Below are 18,611 nucleotides of genomic sequence, written 5' to 3'. Positions count from 1 at the left end.
TTTGAAATAAATATAAGCTAGAATGAGAAGGCGCTTCTTGAATACCATTTAATCGTAAAAAGGAGGTATGACAAGATTTTTGTCATACCTCCTTTTTTTAACCGATAATCAAATCTCTTTGACGATAACCAAGAGAACCTAAGAAAATCATGCCTATACTAATGAACATTATCGTGCTAAACGTGGGAAAATCAAATGTTTCCGTTGGTAACTTTGGAAACCAACTTTGGATAGCTGTTTTGGCAAACCAATCAGGTAAATTCAAAATACCACCGAAGTAATTCAACATAAATGAATAACCTAAATAGATGTAACTGATTTTACCAAGCTTGGGTACCCAACCTAAGAATAATCCAGTTAACCCAATGAAAAATAAAATTGTTGGGAAAAGATTAAAGCCTGCTGCAAAAAAAATAGACAATGTCATAGATGTTTTAGCAGCCATGACAGACAATGCTGTCATACCGAGGGCGCCTGCGCTCAATAGAGTTGCTACTCCGCCAACAAGTACAGCTAGACTAATTGTAGTCCAATAAAACGTACTACGAGAAGTCTTAGTTGAAAACAATTGATCCAGATGGCCACGAGCTTCTTCTGAGAATAATTTATTCGTTATCGCAATAGGTAAAATAGCGGAAAGACAAATCAGTACCATGATAATCGTACTAGTAAATGACTCTTCTATAGAAGAACCTGATTGCATAAACATGTGTTTCATTAACTCATTACTTTCTAAAAAATCTTGCATATCTCCGTAAATCGAACCATAAGCAGCCCCCATGATAACAATGGCTACGAACCAACTAATGATTACTCCACGATTTAGCCGTAAAAATAACCATGGAACAGACAATAGCGACTGTTTTGCTGTTGCATTTCCTTCGCTTTCTGGAAAATAACCAGAATTCAAATCACGATGCTCTTCTAATAAATTGGCACAAATACAAACTACAATACTAAATAAGAACAGATAAAGAAGTGGTATCCAGTTATTTTTAGTAAAAGGAAACGTTAAATAAGTCCAGCTCAAGGGATTTAGCATGGACAAGTTGTTGTTGCTGACATCACTCCATGCTCTTAGTAAGTACATCACTCCTACTAGTGAAAGTGATGCGCCAGTTGCACTTGATGAAACCGGCATTACCTGAGCGAAAAATAAAGCAATTCCGCCACCTAAAAAACCAGCAGCTCCAACTGAAAAGCCAAATAGCAAAGAGCCCTCTACTGTTATAGAAGAAGCTTGAAAAGCAATCATCATTCCGCTGGTCAATCCTGCTAGTAACAAATTGATTAACAGCGTTTCAGTTAAAACAGCAAATGAATTGGCTTGGCGGCCAACTCTGAAGGAGCGAATCAATTCTGCTAAGCCAAGATCTTCTTCTTTTCTTGTATGACTGACTACATGTAAGATAGACAACACAACTGCAAATAACCCGCAGAAAAGTAACATTTCGTTCGCATACATCGCACCTAGTGTGTAATCAGCTGCTGAATGGACAGGTGAAGGACCGACCATGGAAACCATCGCTGGATTTTGCATTGTTTCGTACATTCCAGCTAAGCCATTTCCCTTTGCAATTTCTTCAAAGGCTGGAACATAGGCACCAGAAAATAAGCCTAATCCAATGACCCAAAAACTTATTTTTTTCCAGTCACGCCTGAGATATTGTAAAAAAAGAACAGACCAACGTGAAAATCGTTTATTCATAATAAAAAACCTCCCAGTGACTTAATTTTCATAATGACGCATAAATAAGTCTTCGAGTGTTGGTGGAACAGACTCAATTTTTTTTACTCCTAGTTTTGTAGCGGCAAGTAAAATTTCATTGAGTTGTTCGGTATCCGCAGAAAAATGTGCTTGATTTTCTTTTTGAACAAAGTCGTAAACGCCAGACAAACTTGCGAGGGCTGCGACATCACCTTGTGTTTCAATAGTGATCGTCGAGCGAGTCAAGTGTCTTAATTCGGCTAATGAACCCTCTTCGACAACCTTTCCTTTCCGGATAATAACAATCTTATCTGCCAAACGTTCCACTTCACTGAGAATATGTGAAGAAAGCAAAATTGCTTTCCCAGCCTGTTTGATTTTTTCGACTTCTTCTTGAAATATTGCTTCCATTAACGGATCCAGACCTGAAGTTGGTTCGTCAAATAGATACAAATCAGATTCTACTGACAATGCCGCAATCAATCCAACTTTTTGCCGATTCCCTTTTGAATAGTTTTTGGCTTTCTTCTTAGGATCTAATTCAAAACGCGTAATCAATTCATCACGTTTTTCTTTGTTGCCTTTTCCATGTAATTTCATAAATAAATCAATAATTTCGCCACCAGTCAAATTCCCCCACAAAGCAACATCTCCTGGAACATACGAAAGACGTTCATGGATGGCAAGACTTTCTTTAAACACATCTTTACCAAAAATTTCAGCTTGTCCACCATCTTTCCGAATGATTCCTAACAATGTTTTGATAGTGGTCGATTTTCCTGCCCCATTTGGACCAATAAAACCAACAACTTCACCAGCGTTCACAGAAAAAGACACATCTGTTAGTGCATCAAATTTTCCAAACTTTTTTTGTAGATGCTGTACCTTAACAACTTCGGACATTCCCAACTCACTCCTTCCATCTTCGACTGCAGGTCAATGTTTGGTTTGCTGCAATGAATCTTGTCACTGATAATATTCCTTTTGTTTTTTACTGTCAATGAAAATCATTGTACAAATAAAACTGAAATGCTGTTGTTGGTTTAATTTTTTGGGTGTATAATACCTTTGTTTATAGAAATGAACTATTTAAGGTAGCAAAGTTTAAAAAAGAGGCTAGTAGAATGAATGGTTTTGAAAAAAGAACAGAAGAAAAAAAGAAACAAATTGTTGAAGCAACATTTGATATAATCAACTCTGAAAATGGTTTGGCAGCTTTAACGATCGATGAAGTAATCGCTAGGGCATCTGTCAGTAAAGCGACAGTTTTTAAGTATTTTGGGAACAAAGAAGCGTTGATTTACCAAGTGTTCTTTGAATTTATGGACGAGTTGAAAGATTCAGCAAAGCGTATTATGGAACAAAATCTTTCGTTTGAAGAAACGTTAATCAAGATGAGTGAAAATAAAATCAATTATTTAAAACAAGTGGATCAACAATTTTATCTTGATTTGATGGCTTATTATACGAAAAAAAGTAACCAACGATTTTCAGAAATGATGGACGAATATACGAAAGAGAGTTTAGACATGATGTTGGATCTTTTTCATCGTGGCAGAAAAGAAGGAAAAGTGGACTTAAAATATTCAGATGAATTTTTGTTGCTGTACTTCCAAGCGATGATCGAAGGGATTTCTAAGCCTGCTATTTACAGTAAATTATTACCTTACACAGCGGAGTGTACGGAGTTATTATTAAAGGGAATCTCTCCTAGTAATTAAAATTGGTATAGATTGATTTTGGTGTATGCTTATTACTACAGTAGAATAAAAATTACTCTTAAGTATGGAAATTGGTAGATAAGAAATGATTTTTCTTGTTCAATCAAATTTTCATGCTTTTTTTTATTTGAAATGGTATACTTTCTTTTGTTGGTTTTTTCATGAAAATTTTCTATGAGCGGAAATCAATAATAATTTAGACTAGATCAGGTAAATAAATGGTCTTGTTTTTTGGAGGAAGAGAATGAAAGCATACATGCAAAAGATGGGTCGCTCATTAATGCTACCTGTCGCAGTTTTACCAGCGGCATCACTTTTAGTAGGGATTGCGAATTGGCTCGTAGGGATGGGTATCAGTAATGCAGGAACAACTTTTTTGATGAATGCTGGGTTAGCCATTTTAAATCACTTGGCATTACTATTTGCTGTTGGTTTAGCGTTGGGAATGTCTAAAGATAAGGATGGATCAGCTGCTTTAGCTGGTTTAGTCGCTTATTTAGTTCCGCAAACTGTTTTAGCGCCACTGTCTGTTCAAGGGTTATTTGGCATAACCAATCTTGCTGACGTCAATCCGGCGTTCAATAGCATGGATAATAATGTTTTTGTGGGAATCGTGGCTGGCTTAGTAGCTGCTGAAATGTACAATCGTTTTAGTCAAGTCAAATTACCCATGGCTTTATCATTTTTTAGTGGGAAGCGGCTGGTTCCAATTATGTCGGCATTAGGAATGCTTCTAATTTCGGCTATTCTATTATTCATTTGGCCAAGCGTATATGATGTGTTAGTTGCACTTGGGAAAGGAATTTCTGGATTAGGATTTATTGGCGCTGGCTTATATGGTTTGTTTAATCGTTTATTGATTCCAACGGGTTTACATCATGCGTTGAATTCAGTTTTTTGGTTTGACGTAGCTGGAATTAATGACATTGGAAACTTCTTAGCTGGTCAACAAGCGTTGGATACTGGCAAAGCAATTATTGGACAAACTGGGATGTATCAAGCAGGATTTTTCCCTGTGATGATGTTTGGTTTACCTGCTGGAGCGTTTGCTATTTATCAAAGCGCTCGTCCTGAAAAGAAAAAGCAAACTGCTTCGCTAATGCTTGCAGCAGGCTTTGCTTCATTTTTTACTGGTGTAACAGAACCATTAGAATTTTCATTTATGTTTGTTGCTTGGCCGTTGTATGTTTTACATGCTATTTTTACGGGTATCTCATTAGCAGTTAGTGCCTTTTTCCATTGGACAGCTGGTTTTGCGTTTAGTGCAGGATTTGTTGATTACTTCTTGTCATTGAAAAATCCAGTAGCAAATCAACCTTTGATGTTGCTTGTACAGGGAGCTGTGTTTGCAGTTATTTATTATTTTGGTTTTCGATTTGCTATTCAAAAGTTCAACTTGATGACCCCGGGAAGAGAAGCCGGTACTGGAGAAGAAACGCCAGAAGTTGCCACGGGAGAAGATAAGTTTTCGCACTTAGCAACTGAAATTTATCTAGCGCTTGGCGGCATCGAAAACGTTCAAGTAATCGATAATTGTACAACTCGTTTGCGTTTACAAGTAAAAGATACTAGCCAAGTGAATCAAGAAAAAATCAAAGCAACTGGTGTCCCAGGAGTTAACGTAATTGATGATACAAATATTCAAGTTATTGTTGGGACTGAAGTACAATTTGTTGCTGATGAAATGAGTAAATTACATGGACAACCAGGGAGTTTCAAGTCGGCAAACGAATCGAGCCAACCCACTGAGATGAAAACACCAGTTGTTAAGGAAGTTACAAAAACAACTGAACTTTATGCTGTAGCAAATGGAAAATTGATTCCAATTAGTGAAGTTGCAGATACAGTTTTCTCGGAAAAAATGATGGGAGATGGCTTTGCGGTTATCCCGACCTCAGGAGAAATTTTCGCACCGGTTTCTGGAACAATCGCAAGTATTTTTCCAACAAAACATGCTGTTGGTATCAAGACGGATAGTGGTGTTGAAGTATTGCTTCATATGGGAATCAACACGGTTGACTTAAAAGGAGAACCATTTACGATCTATGTCGAAGAAGGGCAACGCATTGCGCGTGGGCAACTAATCGCAGAAGTGGATCTGGCCATGTTAGCAGTGAATGAGAAAAAAACTGATATGATTGTTGTTTTCACCAATAAAGAGGCAATTAAAACAATAGCAATAGATACTGTAACTTCTGTTCATGGCAATGAAATTATCGGAAAAGTGGAAGCAAAATAAAAAAGAAGCTGGGATTAACATCCCAGCTTCTTTTTTGACTAATTTTATATTTAGCTTAATCCGCGAGCTTGTTTATCCACAACGGAAGGCACATTGATGAACTGCTCTAAGACTTTATTTTGACCTGAAAGTTCAGATTCAAAGCGAATACCATCAATGTTGATCCGTGCTTGACGGTAATAGTTTGCACCCAATTGCCCCCAAGAAGGCGTAGACGCATCTACGTTACAGAAAATTGAAAAGCCTTGCGATTTTAAGTAATCAAATTTTTGGTTTTCAGCTGTATAGTCGTGCCAATCACTGATGTCTGCACCAAAAGGATAAATCAACATCGTTGTTTTTCCTAAGATTGGAGCGACTTCTGTTTGCCAAAGTTCATTGTCACGTTTTACATCTTCTAGAGAAGCATTTGTCATATTCAGATGACCCCAAGTGTGAGAAGCGAAGGTCCAGCCATCTTTTTTCAATTGTTCAGCAACTTTTGTCGCTTTTTTGATTTCTGTGTTCGTTTTCTCATTATCCCCGTATTCGGATTTGGAAGTTCGATAACCAAGCACGCCGTTGTAGCCAGTTAATGCCAGCGTGCCCTTCGCTCCTTGATAAGAAAAATCAGGATGTTCTTCGACAAATGTATCAATCAAGGGAACCATATCAAAATCACCGATTTGTTCTTTTTTGTTATTAACATACACATTCTTCACTTTGTCCTTATCAATGACCAATTTGTCAGGAAAGCCTGAATCTTTCATGTATTCATAGTAACTGACATCATCTTCTGAAAGGATGAGTGGTTTTTTATCTTTAGGCAAAGAAACGCCTACAAAGGAAACATTTCCTTGATCATCAATCGTAACTAAGTCTGGTAAGTTGACTAAAACATAATTATTTTTATAAAGCTGTTCGATTGTTTTGTTGAATTCAGGGATTGTCACCATGTATTCTTTGTAGCCTTGTGCTTGTTGTGATTGGAACGCTTTAGCTGGATCAACAATCAAGCTATGGAAAAACAAATGAGAGATTTTTGTTGGATCATCCCATTTGACTAATTGTTCTTTTTCTTTTTTGATGGTTTGAAGGAGCTCCTTCGCTTCAGTGGAATGCGCGTCAGCTAATTGCTTGATCGCTTCGTCATAGTGATAACTTTTGACTAATTGTTGTGCTTTACTCAGTTTTTTATCATCGGAATTGGCAGTTGTTGGTTGGCTTTCGGTTGACTGTTCAGCCGTCGTTGAAGAAACTGACTTTTCATTAGAAGTTGCATGAATAATCAAAAATAAGCTGAAGATTGAAATTAGTACTGTTATACCAGCAGTGACTCCAAGAATTTTTCTTTGTTTTGGTTCCATTAACTTATACCCCTACCTTTACACTTTTACTCAAATAATAGAATAACTTTGTTTCTTTTATTGTAACGAAGACAGGAAAGAAGTAAAAGTGATACGCTGATTTATGAGAAAATCGGCTATTTTTTTCATCAACTCTAAGAGAAAAAATGATATGTTATAAAATTGTCTAGAAAACTAATCAAATGTGGGTTTGAACACTTTATTTTTTTGTTTTGTAGTTATTTAATAAAAAAATATTTGTTTTGTGTTGACAAAGAAAAAAACGGGCTCTATGATAGACACATGTTAATAGATAACAAGACGAAGAACGAAACGAAGTAGTGATTAAGGTCGATGTTTCAGAAAGCTAGTGGTTGCTGCGAACTAGCACATGCCTTAAAACGAATTACATTTCAGGAGTCTTTGACAATTTTTTGTCACGCGACAGCGTTAGATGTTTGAGAGATATGTTCTTAAAGAGCATATAATTTGGGTGGTACCGCGAATTTTCGTCCCTTGACTAGTTATTAGTCAAGGGACTTTTTTTGTTCACTCAAAAAAGTTTTACTAATTTTACGAATGCTAGCAGGTTCCTGCTTTCATAAAAACTATACGGAGGTCAATATAATGAATATTATTGATGAATTAACTTGGCGTGATGCCATTAATCAACAAACAAACGAAGAAAGACTTCGCGAACTCGTTGAAGAGAAGAGTATTTCACTTTATTGTGGCGTTGATCCGACAGGCGATTCTATGCATATCGGACATTTGATTCCCTTTATGATGATGAAAAGATTTCAATTGGCAGGCCATCATCCATATATTCTTATTGGTGGTGGAACAGGAACAATTGGTGATCCAAGTGGACGACAAACAGAGCGTGTTTTACAAACAATGGAACAAGTACAACATAATGTGGATGCACTTTCAGCACAAATGGGTAAATTATTTGGCGCAGATGCAAACATCACATTTGTAAACAACTACGACTGGTTATCAAAAATTTCTTTACTAGAATTTTTGAGAGATTACGGTAAAAACTTCAACATTAATACGATGTTGGCAAAAGATATCGTTGCAAGTCGTTTAGAAGTAGGAATCTCATTTACTGAATTCACTTACCAAATCCTTCAATCAATTGATTTCTTGCACTTGCACAAAACATTTGATGTGCAATTACAAATCGGCGGCGCTGACCAATGGGGAAATATTACTGCTGGTTTAGATTTGATTCGTAAACTAGAAGGTCCTGATGCAGAAGCCTTTGGACTAACGATTCCATTAATGCTAAAAGCAGATGGAACAAAATTCGGGAAAACAGCTGGTGGCGCAATCTGGCTAGATCCTAAGAAAACATCACCATTCGAATTCTACCAATTCTGGTTGAACCAAGATGATCGTGATGTTGTAAAATACTTGAAATTCTTCACATTCTTAACAGAAGAAGAAATCAATGACTTAGCTAAAAAAGTTGAAACTGAACCTGAAAAACGTGAAGCACAAAAACGTTTGGCAGAAGAAGTAACTGCTTTTGTTCATAGTAAAGAAGACTTGAAAGAAGCGCAAAAAATAACAGCAGCTTTGTTCTCAGGAAATATTAAAGAACTAAACGCTGAAGAAATCGCGCAAGGCTTTGGTAAAATGCCAAACGTTGACATTTCAAGTACACCTGAAAATATCGTGGAACTACTTGTTTCAACAAAAATTGAACCATCAAAACGTCAAGCACGAGAAGATGTTTCAAACGGAGCTATTAGTATTAACGGTGACCGTGTTACCGATTTAAATTTTGTCGTAAATCCATCTGATGAATTCGATGGTAAGTTTGTGGTTATTCGAAAAGGTAAGAAAAATTACTTTTTGGCCAAAGTAGTTGATTAGAATTTAGTAATTTTTTGCCTTGAAAAAGGGAAGCTCTATTACAAGATTCAAACTTTTGAAACCCATCCTAAAAGGGAACGACGGTTGTCGTTAATACAATCTTTAAGAGGGAATTTACTTTTGTAAATTCCCTCCTTTTTTTTAATTTTTTTAAAATCATATACAATTCACTCAATTACATATTATTAGAAAATGATTATAAAATCGTCTTATTTTTAGTTTACAGAATTAAAGAACAGGTGTAATGTAGGGCTCGACAAAATTTAAATATTTTTTTAGGAGGGTTTCACATGAGTGAATCATTGTCAAATGATCTAAACCTGAATGCACTATTCATTGGTGACAAAGCGGAGAACGGCCAAATCTATAAAGCTTTGTTAAATGAGTTAGTTGATGAACATTTGGGATGGCGTCAAAACTACATGCCTCAAGACATGCCTATTATTACGCCGGAAGAAAAAAGTAGTGCTAGTTTCGAGCACACTGTAAATAAAACGAAAGACGTTTTATCAGAAATTTCAGCACGTATGCGTACTCATTCTGTTCCTTGGCACAATGCCGGACGTTATTGGGGACACATGAACTCTGAAACATTAATGCCATCTTTACTAGCGTACAATTTCGCAATGTTATGGAATGGTAATAACGTTGCCTACGAATCTTCTCCAGCAACAAGTCAAATGGAAGAAGAAGTAGGACATGAATTTGCAAAATTAATGAGCTATGAAGATGGCTGGGGACACATTGTTGCCGACGGTTCTTTAGCAAACTTAGAAGGTCTTTGGTATGCTCGTAATATCAAATCTTTACCTCTTGCAATGCAAGAAGTAACACCTGAATTAGTTGCTGGTAAGAGTGATTGGGAATTGATGAACATGTCAACAGAAGAAATCATGAATCTGTTAGATAGTGTCCCAGAAAAAATTGATGATATCAAAGCCCATTCAGCACGTAGTGGTAAACATTTAACAAAATTAGGTAAATGGTTAGTACCACAAACAAAACACTACTCATGGCTAAAAGCAGCCGATATCATTGGTGTTGGTTTAGATCAAGTTATTCCAGTACCAGTTGATCATAACTATCGTATGGATATCAACGAATTAGAAAAAATCGTTCGTGAACTAGCTGCTGAAAAAACACCTATCTTGGGTGTAGTCGGAGTTGTTGGTTCAACTGAAGAAGGCGCAATCGATAGCATCGATAAAATTGTTGCTTTACGTCGTGTTCTAGAAAAAGAAGGAATTTACTTCTACTTGCACGTAGATGCTGCTTATGGTGGTTATGGCCGCGCAATTTTCTTAGACGAAGACAACAACTTTATTCCTTTTGAAGAATTAAAAGATGTTCATGCGAAACATCATGTCTTTACTGAAAACAAAAATTATCTTTTAGAAGAAGTTCATCATGCATATGAAGCAATTTCTGAAGCTGAATCTGTAACAATTGACCCACACAAAATGGGATATGTACCTTATTCAGCTGGTGGGATCGTTATTAAAGACATCCGCATGAGAGACGTTATTTCTTACTTTGCTACTTACGTATTTGAAAAAGGAGCAGATATCCCTGCTTTACTTGGTGCGTACATTCTTGAAGGTTCAAAAGCTGGAGCAACTGCTGCGAGTGTTTGGGCTGCTCATCATGTATTACCATTGAACGTAACTGGTTACGGAAAATTAATGGGTGCATCAATCGAAGGTGCACATCGTTTCTTCAATTTCCTAAACAACTTGTCATTTAAAGTTGGTGACAAAGAAATCGAAGTTCATCCATTGACTTATCCAGACTTCAACATGGTTGATTATGTATTCAAAGAAAAAGGAAACGATGACCTAGTTTCTATGAATAAATTGAACCATGACGTATATGACTACTCTTCATATGTGAAAGGTAGCATTTATGGAAATGAATTCTTAACTTCACATACTGATTTTGCTATTCCTGATTACGGTAACAGCCCATTACAATTTGTGAACCAATTAGGCTTCTCAGATGATGAATGGAACCGTGCTGGAAAAGTAACAGTTCTACGTGCAAGTGTAATGACACCATATATGAATAAAGCAGAAAACTTTGAAGAATATGCTGAAAAAATTAAAGCTGCTCTTCAAGAAAAATTGGAAAAAATCTACGCAGACCAATTATTGGCAAGCGAAGCAAAATAATTTAATCGAGATGGAGTACCCGTTTATTTCGTGAAGGTAGGAGAAGTCTGGGAATGATTGCCCAGGCTTCGCTTCTCCATTTCTTAGTTTTGAGGACGTCTTTGGAGCATTGTCGTTTAAGCGATAGGCTAAAGCATGAAACCGAACTTTGAATCGATGGAATTACTTTTGTTTATTGCTAACTTAGATTGCTTCAAAGACACTATTTTATCCAACAAATCAAGGAGAGTGTCAACCGTGAGTGAATCTAAAGTAAGTAAGATGGGTCTTGGAACCTTTATTGGTCTGACAATGGCACTGTGTGCTACAGTTCGGAGTATTCCGACTTTGGCAGCAGTAGGTTGGACGTTAATTTTTTATTCGATTTTTGCAGTTTTATTTTTTGCTGGCCCGATCTCAATGGTTTCTGGTGAACTTTCAACAATGCTTCCTCAAGAAGGTGGCCCACAGTTATGGGTAAAAACAGCTTTGGGTAGCAAGTGGGGATTTGTCGTTGCTTGGTTGCTATGGGTTCAAATGTTCCCTGGTATGGTAATGGTCGCTTCAACATTAGGCCCATTGCTTGGAAATACCTTTGGAAATGTTGAACTAGGAAATAACCATTGGTTCGTATTAGCTTGTATTTTAGTTATTTATTGGATTATTACTTTATTGAATTTAAAATTTGATATGGCAAAAGTTGGCGGAAATATTGGTGTTTGGTTGGGTGTATACATTCCCGTTGTCATTATGTTTGTGCTTGGTTTATTGGCAGCATTTAAAGTTGGCTTGGTTTCAAACGGCTATTTAGGTGCATTTTCTTGGTCAAAAGCTTTCCCAGACTTAGAACACGTGGAATCATTAAAATATCTAGCTGGTATCACTTTTATTTTTGTTGGGATTGAAATGAGCTCGGTTTATATGCCTCGCTTGAAAGATGCAACGAAAAACTATACTAAAGGTGTATTCATTGCCTTGATTGGTCTAGTTTTATTGAATGTCATCAATGCGATGTTAGTTGCTAACGTTGTTCCGAATGGAAAAATGGAATTGGCTAACATCACACAACCAATCTTGATTGATTGCCAAATTTTAGGTTTACCAGAAGTTATCGGAAATATTTTTAGTTTCATGGTCTTCATTGGTGTATTGTTACAGCTATCTGCTTGGGTTACTGGACCATCAAAAACCATCATCCAAGTGGCCAGAGAAGGCTTCTTACCACCAAAATTTGGTTTCCATAAAGAAAACAAATATGGTGTTTCTAAAAATGTCGTGTTAACACAATCTATTGTTATTTCATTGTTTGCGCTACTTTATGGTGTAATGGATGACGTTAGTGCGGTTTTCTTGACATTAACAAATGCAACTACAGTCATTTACTGTATTGTTTATGTGTTGATTGCTATTTCTTTACTTGAAATGAGAAAAAAACATCCAGAATTGAACCGACCTTATCGTATTGGTAAATCAGGAAACTTCTTTGCTTGGGTTATTAGTTGCATGTTGATTTTCTCAATCGTTGTCGTTGTTTTTGCTACATTAGGAACAGCAACAATGAGTGATGCATTACTTGTAACAGCTATCGCAGTTGTTATGTTTGTAATCCCATTGATCATCAACCATTTCAAGAAAGATTCTTGGAATACTGCAGTTGAAGCAAGTTTAGAAGAAAATTTAGATGAATACTCTGATCAAGTGACAAATAGTCACTAATCCAGATTGTCCTACCAAGAGAATAATATTTTCGAGGTGGGACTTTTTTCATGAAAAAAATAATGGAGAAGTGAGAACAAGTGAATAAAAAAAGTTCGATTAAAGAAAGTATCGCTGTCTTGGTGGTACTATTAGCGATATTAGGTATTTTGATTATTGGGTTTCATTTAACACCACACATCCCAATTTTAATCGTTTTTATGGGTTTGTTATTTTATGGGAAATTTAGAGGCTTTACTTGGGATGATATCCATGCAGGGATCGTCCAAGGAATCACACCGGGAATTATCCCGATTTTGATTTTTTTGCTGATTGGCGTGTTAGTCGCTTCGTGGATTTTAGCCGGAACGATTCCGACAATTATGGTTTATGGTTTTCAATTGATTTCTATCCGTTTCTTTTTACCCACAGCGTTTTTAGTTTGTACGATTGTAGGGATTACGGTAGGGAGTTCATTTACGACGATTTCAACAATTGGAATTGCCTTTTTAGGAATCGGTCATCTACTAGGCTTTTCTGATGCCATGACAACAGGTGCTGTAGTTTCTGGAGCTTTTCTTGGAAACAACTGTTCACCGTTATCTGATACCACGAATTTAGCAGCTGGAATTGGTGGGGTAAATTTATTCGATCACATTGCAGCAATGCGTTATACGGATTTACCAGCTTTTATTGTGTCTTTAATCTTGTATACACTATTAGGTCAAAATAGCCATTCGGCCGATTTATCAAATATTACTGGGATGATCGATAAGATGCAGGCAAACTTTTGGATATCCCCTTGGACGTTGATTCCATTAGTTATTTTATTTGGTGGTGCCATCAAAAAAATCCCAGCTATTCCAACTTTATTAGTGGGTTCTTCAGCAGCAGTTGTGTTGGCATTTATTCATCAAAAAATAACGATTCAAAAAGTCGCTGATATCTTGATGAATGGTTATCTTGCTCAAACTTCAGATGAAAAGTTGAATACATTGCTTTCTCGAGGAGGAATCATGAGTATGCTTGGTTCGGCCAGTTTGATTCTGTTAGCTTTGGCATTAGGTGGTTTATTGATCAAATATGAAATTGTTGGGACAATTGTTCAAAAGCTACGCGAAAAAATGGATCGGCCTTCACGTTTGATTGGTTTCACTGCATTAAGTAGTATCGGAATTAATTTGATTGTTGGTGAACAATATCTATCAATTATTTTGCCAGGAGAAACCTTTAAAGGGTCGTTTGAGCAAACTGGCTTACGTAAGACTTATTTGACGCGCACGCTAGCTGATGCGGGTGCTGCGGTCAATTCTTTAGTTCCGTGGGGAGTTAGCGGGACGTTTATTATGGGAACCATGAAAGTCAGTGCATTACAATATTTACCATTTGCTTATTTTCCATTGTTTGCGCCAATATTTACAATAGTAATTGGTTTTCTTTTGAATAAGAAAATTAAATTGGAAAAATAAAAATAATCGGCACTGAGACAAGAACATGTTTCAATGCCGATTATTTTTATTGAATAGATAAATGAGAACTTAACCATTTTTGTTATAGCGAAGTAAAAAAAGTGATAGCACCTAGAAAGATTCCGGGCACATTGGCTATGATGATTGGCCAATCTTTTTCTTTTTTTAACGTACCGTAAATTGTCCAGATGATACAGTTGACCATTGCTACTAATGGTTGGATAGGATTGCCTTTTGACCCCGCTAGATTATCCATGATTTGTGGGATATAGGAAACATACATCATCACTGAAAGAACCGATGCGATACGTCCGATATGCCCAATAATTTTTTCTCTTTTTTCTTCGTTTTCCATATAAACACTCCTTAATTTTCACAATCGTTCTATCTAACAGTATAGAGTTTCTTGTGATAATCGTCTAACTAAAAGAAATCGACTGTTATTAAACAGAATAAAAAGCGTTAGGATGAATGCCCTAACGCTTTTTTTTTTGCTCAATTATGTGGTTATTTCGGCTAATGGAATGACTGTCTCTCTTTTAATTAATTTATGAGGAATGACCATACGAACACCACTACTTAATTCGTCATGGATAATTTCTCGTAGCTTCTGCATAGCCATTCTACCTAATTCTGAAATATCGATATCAATACTTGTTAGGTAAGGGTGCGTTAATGTTGAAAAAATTGAATTATTAAAACTTATTACTGACAAATCATCAGGAATAGTGTAGCCATACATTTCTGCAAGCTGCATCGTACGTAGTGCAAAAATATCATCAATGACAACCAAGGCAGTGGCTCTCGTTGTTGTTAATGTATCATTAAAAGTTAGATAGTCTTCTGGATTTTCTAAGACAATACTAGGGAAAGTGGGTAATTGATTGAGCATCAGTGCTTTTTGGTAACCAAAATAACGCTCGAAGTATAAACTTTCATGCGTAGTATTTGTAACGAATAAAATATTTTGATGCCCATTTTGGATTAAAAACTCGGTTGCCTGTTTCCCAAGTAATTGATTGTCGTTATCGACATAAACGATATCATTTTCATGTTGATAAGGTTGACCAATCAAGGTGAACGGAATCTGATTTTTATATAAATAATCAATTACTGGATCAGCGCTGTCTGAATAAACGAGAATAAAGCCGTCGACCTGTTTTTGTAGGTGCATGCGTTTGACGTTCTCAAGCAAAAGCTCAAAGCTTTTAGCCGTTGCAATCGCTGTCGTCATATCATAAAGTCGAGCTTCGTCGTTGATTGCTTCCATGATTTCAAGGTAGAACGGATTACCAAGTCTTTCTTTAGAATCTAGTGGGGGCAAAATAACGCCTACGGCATTCGATGTCCGCTTTCCGAGATTTCTGGCAGTCATGTTTGGAACGTAGCCAAGGTCATCCATTACTTTTCGAACTTTTTTCTTGGTTGTTTCCGAGATGCTTGGATGATCGTTGATTACACGCGAAACAGTTGAAGTAGCAACACCTGCTTTTTTTGCGACATCTTTTACAGTGATAGCCATTATTTGCCACGCCTTTCTTGTGATTATGAAGTAGTCATGAATTGATAAGTTGTTTGGGTGATACGTTCTTGTCCAGGATGCAGTGTAATCGAACCCCATTCTGGAAAGTGAACGATGTCGGGTACTTCCTGTGGTTCAATAGCTAATCCGTAGTTTGAATGCATTTTCTGACCATTCAATGTAAAATCAGCATCAAACCCAGTCGTAGAAAATAATACCACACTTTTATTAGAAGTTGCTACAGACATCTGTCTACCTGACTCTTTTTCTTCCAGAAGAAGTGAAGGTTTAGTTACTTTAGGATAACGTAATAAAAAAACATCATCTAAACCAAGTGGATAAGCATCGAGAATTTGTTTTATCGAGTTCGTTTTTTTGAAGTTTATACGTAAGTCGTTTTCTTCGAGCAAGTTTCCTGTAGGTAATTTCTCAGAGTCTAGCTCCAACATTCCCAACGTATTTAAGGTCAAAGAATGCGTTAAAATATCCCTTTGTCCGTTCCCTGAAAGATTGAAATACGCATGGTTGGTCGGATTCGTAATAGTAGTCACGTTGCTAGTTGCTTTAGTGGTCATTTGAAGTTGGTTATTTTGTAAACGGTACGTTATGGTAGCTTTTATCGGGCCTGGATAACCAGAAAATGTATCTTTTAAATAAAAGACAACGCCGATTGCATCTGGTTCTTCAAAAATTTCGATTTCCCAATATTGAAAAGACCAGCCGTTTGTTCCACCATGAATGTGATGTATGCCATTGTTTTTTTCCAGTTGATGATTTTTCCATTTGCCGTCGCGGATTCTCCCCGCGACAGGGCCGACAGTTGCACCAAAAAAACTTTTGTCAGTTAAAACCTCTTCGTAATTATCATAACTTAGTAAGATATTTTCAACGTTTCCATCTTTGTCAGGCGCAAATAGTTGATGAAGACGAGCGCCATAATTGAGAAGAACGACTGTTAAAAAGTCGTTCTTCAAAGTGATTTTTTTTAAATTATGAGTAATTGGTGTAACGAGGATATGCGGTTTATTCATGTTCATGCCACACTTCTTTAAGGTAGGCTAGCGTTAACGCAGTTGTGTCAGAAACGATTGGGATGTTTTCACCAAGGTCTTTTTTTTGACCGACGCCTACAGGTTGAGCACCACTTGCCATGATTGCTTGGATTCCGGCACGTGCGTCTTCAATACCGATGCAGTCTTTTGATGTTAAACCTATTTCTTTAGCAGCTAGCAGAAAAATATCCGGCGCTGGCTTACCATGAGCAATTTTCGCAGGGTCCGCGAGTGCATCGAAATAAGAAGTTAAGTTCATTTTTTGAAGTAGAAAAGGCCCATTTTTACTTGCGGAAGCAAGAGCAATTTTCAGGTTGGCTGCTTTCAAATCTGTAAGTAGTTCTAAAATTCCTGGGTAAACATCTCTGGGAGTGATTGCTTGAATCATTTCCAAGTAATAATCATTTTTTCTTTGAGCTAGTTCAGCAAATTCTTCAGCTGTAAAATCGTTCTCTTTATTTCCATAACGTAGCATTAAAGATAAAGAATCTTCACGGCTAACACCTTTCAATTGTTCGTTGAATCGGCGATCAATTGTAATACCGATTTCTTCACCAAGTTTTTTCCAAGCGTGGTAGTGATATTCAGCTGTATCAGTAATAACACCATCTAGGTCAAATAGAACGCCCTTAAACATAGTCATCTTCCTTTCTAAGCGGTAGAGATAATGTATTTGCTAATTCATAGGTCCGGTTATAGACAACGAAACTGAAAGGTTCACCTTCTAATAAAGTGAAAGTGACTTGATCACTTTCAACAACAACAGAAATCAAACGATTCCGATAGTTGATATGGAAAGAATAGGCTTCCCAAGTTTTAGGTAAAAATGGTGCAAAACTTAATGTTTCCTGGTCTGTTTTCATTTGCGCAAAACCTTGAACGATGGCTAGCCAGCTACCAGTCATTGAAGTAATGTGAAGTCCATCTTCGGTATCGTTGTTATAATTATCCAAATCTAAACGTGCAGTACGTTGATACATTTCAACCGCCTTTTCTTCCATACCTAACTCTGCAGCCAAAATGGCATGGATACTTGGAGAAAGGGAAGACTCGTGAACGGTCATTGGTTCGTAAAAATCAAAGTTACGACGCTTTTCTTCAGTTGTGAATTGGTCATTGAAGAAGTAGATTCCTTGTAAAACATCCGCCTGTTTGATGAAACAAGAACGCAAAATTTTATCCCAAGACCAATGTTGATTCAAAGGTAGATCACTTGGAGAAAGATTTGCTACTGGTTGTAGATCTTTATCTAAGAAAGTATCATGTTGTACAAAAATTCCTAATTCTTGATCTATTGGGAAGTACATATTTGCGGCGATTTCTGTCCATTTCGCTAATTCTTCGTCTGAAATTTTGACAGTTGCCTCTTTTTTGAACTCAGAATATTTTTCAGCTGTATAACGTAAAACCCAAGCAGCAATCGTGTTCGTATACCAATTGTTATTGATATTATTTTCATATTCATTTGGTCCAGTAACTCCATGAATCATATATTTATTTTGTCGTTTGGAAAAATGAACGCGATCTGCCCAGAAACGTGCGATCTCAGTCAAGACTTCCAGACCTTCTTTTTTCAAGTATTCTTGATTGCCAGTGTAATTTGTATAGTTATAGATGGCATAAGCAATCGCGCCATTTCGATGGATCTCTTCAAAAGTAATTTCCCATTCATTATGGCATTCAATACCTGTGAAGGTAACCATTGGATAAAGTGCGCCTTTTAGTCCTTGTTGTTGTGCGTTGTGAATGGCTTGTGGTAATTGGTTGTGGCGGTATTTTTAAAAGTTTTTTTGTTTTTTTTGTTTTGGTCTATCTCTATAATTTGTTTTGTTTTTATGCAAATGTCTCC

The 18,611-nt window shown here is 36.8% G+C and carries 13 protein-coding genes, 1 pseudogene and 1 other annotated feature; of the genes and pseudogenes, 6 read left to right on the top strand and 8 right to left on the bottom strand.

Annotation, left to right across the window (positions count from 1 at the left end; translation table 11 throughout):
- Positions 1–97: 97 nt before the first annotated feature.
- A complete protein-coding gene (locus DOK81_RS11775; RefSeq protein WP_206911097.1) occupies positions 98–1,708 on the bottom strand; it encodes a tetronasin resistance protein in 1,611 nt (536 codons plus the stop codon).
- A 21-nt stretch (positions 1,709–1,729) separates the two neighbouring features.
- Positions 1,730–2,611, bottom strand: coding sequence for an ABC transporter ATP-binding protein (locus DOK81_RS11770; RefSeq protein ID WP_206911096.1), 882 nt, complete (start codon positions 2,609–2,611; stop codon positions 1,730–1,732).
- Between the two features lie 221 nt (positions 2,612–2,832).
- Between DOK81_RS11770 and DOK81_RS11765 the strand changes: the two genes are divergently transcribed.
- Both DOK81_RS11765 and nagE read left to right on the top strand, forming a co-directional pair.
- Positions 2,833–3,429, top strand: a complete 597-nt coding sequence (locus DOK81_RS11765) for a TetR/AcrR family transcriptional regulator (protein ID WP_206911095.1) — start codon at positions 2,833–2,835, stop codon at positions 3,427–3,429.
- A gap of 244 nt (positions 3,430–3,673) precedes the next feature.
- Positions 3,674–5,668, top strand: a complete 1,995-nt coding sequence (gene nagE, locus DOK81_RS11760) for an N-acetylglucosamine-specific PTS transporter subunit IIBC (protein WP_206911094.1) — start codon at positions 3,674–3,676, stop codon at positions 5,666–5,668.
- Positions 5,669–5,718: 50 nt separating this feature from the next.
- On the opposite strand, the gene DOK81_RS11755 is transcribed toward nagE, so the two are convergent.
- Positions 5,719–7,014, bottom strand: coding sequence for a polysaccharide deacetylase family protein (locus DOK81_RS11755; protein WP_206911093.1), 1,296 nt, complete (start codon positions 7,012–7,014; stop codon positions 5,719–5,721).
- 294 nt (positions 7,015–7,308) lie between these two features.
- Positions 7,309–7,513, top strand: a binding site (T-box leader).
- A gap of 107 nt (positions 7,514–7,620) precedes the next feature.
- On the opposite strand from DOK81_RS11755, the gene tyrS reads away from it, so the two are divergent.
- The 4 genes from tyrS to nhaC all read left to right on the top strand — a co-directional run bounded on the left by tyrS (position 7,621) and on the right by nhaC (position 14,188).
- The gene (gene tyrS, locus DOK81_RS11750; RefSeq protein ID WP_206911092.1) at positions 7,621–8,877 is read left to right on the top strand and encodes a tyrosine--tRNA ligase; all 1,257 of its coding nucleotides are present in this window, start codon (positions 7,621–7,623) and stop codon (positions 8,875–8,877) included.
- A gap of 290 nt (positions 8,878–9,167) precedes the next feature.
- Positions 9,168–11,045 carry a tyrosine decarboxylase gene (gene tdc, locus DOK81_RS11745; protein WP_206899346.1) on the top strand — a complete coding sequence of 626 codons (1,878 nt, stop codon included), beginning with the start codon at positions 9,168–9,170 and terminating at the stop codon, positions 11,043–11,045.
- A 237-nt stretch (positions 11,046–11,282) separates the two neighbouring features.
- Positions 11,283–12,740: a tyrosine-tyramine antiporter gene (gene tyrP / locus DOK81_RS11740; RefSeq protein ID WP_206911091.1), complete on the top strand. Its 1,458-nt coding sequence runs from the start codon at positions 11,283–11,285 to the stop codon at positions 12,738–12,740.
- A gap of 80 nt (positions 12,741–12,820) precedes the next feature.
- Positions 12,821–14,188 (top strand): Na+/H+ antiporter NhaC, encoded by a 1,368-nt coding sequence (nhaC, locus tag DOK81_RS11735; protein WP_206911090.1) that lies wholly within the window; start codon positions 12,821–12,823, stop codon positions 14,186–14,188.
- Positions 14,189–14,270: 82 nt separating this feature from the next.
- On the opposite strand, the gene DOK81_RS11730 is transcribed toward nhaC, so the two are convergent.
- The 5 genes and pseudogenes from DOK81_RS11730 to DOK81_RS11710 form a co-directional block, all read right to left on the bottom strand.
- On the bottom strand, positions 14,271–14,543 hold the full coding sequence (locus DOK81_RS11730) for a SemiSWEET family transporter (RefSeq protein ID WP_206911088.1): 273 nt from the start codon (positions 14,541–14,543) through the stop codon (positions 14,271–14,273).
- A 144-nt stretch (positions 14,544–14,687) separates the two neighbouring features.
- Positions 14,688–15,710: a LacI family DNA-binding transcriptional regulator gene (locus tag DOK81_RS11725; protein WP_206911086.1), complete on the bottom strand. Its 1,023-nt coding sequence runs from the start codon at positions 15,708–15,710 to the stop codon at positions 14,688–14,690.
- Between the two features lie 23 nt (positions 15,711–15,733).
- A complete protein-coding gene (locus DOK81_RS11720) occupies positions 15,734–16,741 on the bottom strand; it encodes an aldose epimerase family protein (RefSeq protein WP_206911098.1) in 1,008 nt (335 codons plus the stop codon).
- Positions 16,734–17,399, bottom strand: coding sequence for a beta-phosphoglucomutase (gene pgmB, locus DOK81_RS11715; protein WP_206911084.1), 666 nt, complete (start codon positions 17,397–17,399; stop codon positions 16,734–16,736). Before pgmB ends, DOK81_RS11720 begins: the two co-directional genes overlap by 8 nt.
- Positions 17,392–18,540 (bottom strand): annotated as a pseudogene (locus DOK81_RS11710) (glycosyl hydrolase family 65 protein); the annotation flags it as partial. The pseudogene DOK81_RS11710 and the gene pgmB, both read right to left, overlap by 8 nt.
- Positions 18,541–18,611 lie beyond the last annotated feature (71 nt).

This window comes from Enterococcus sp. DIV0660C, assembly GCF_017316125.1.
Lineage (GTDB): Bacteria > Bacillota > Bacilli > Lactobacillales > Enterococcaceae > Enterococcus_B.
This window is presented reverse-complemented; position numbering and strand designations above follow the sequence as displayed.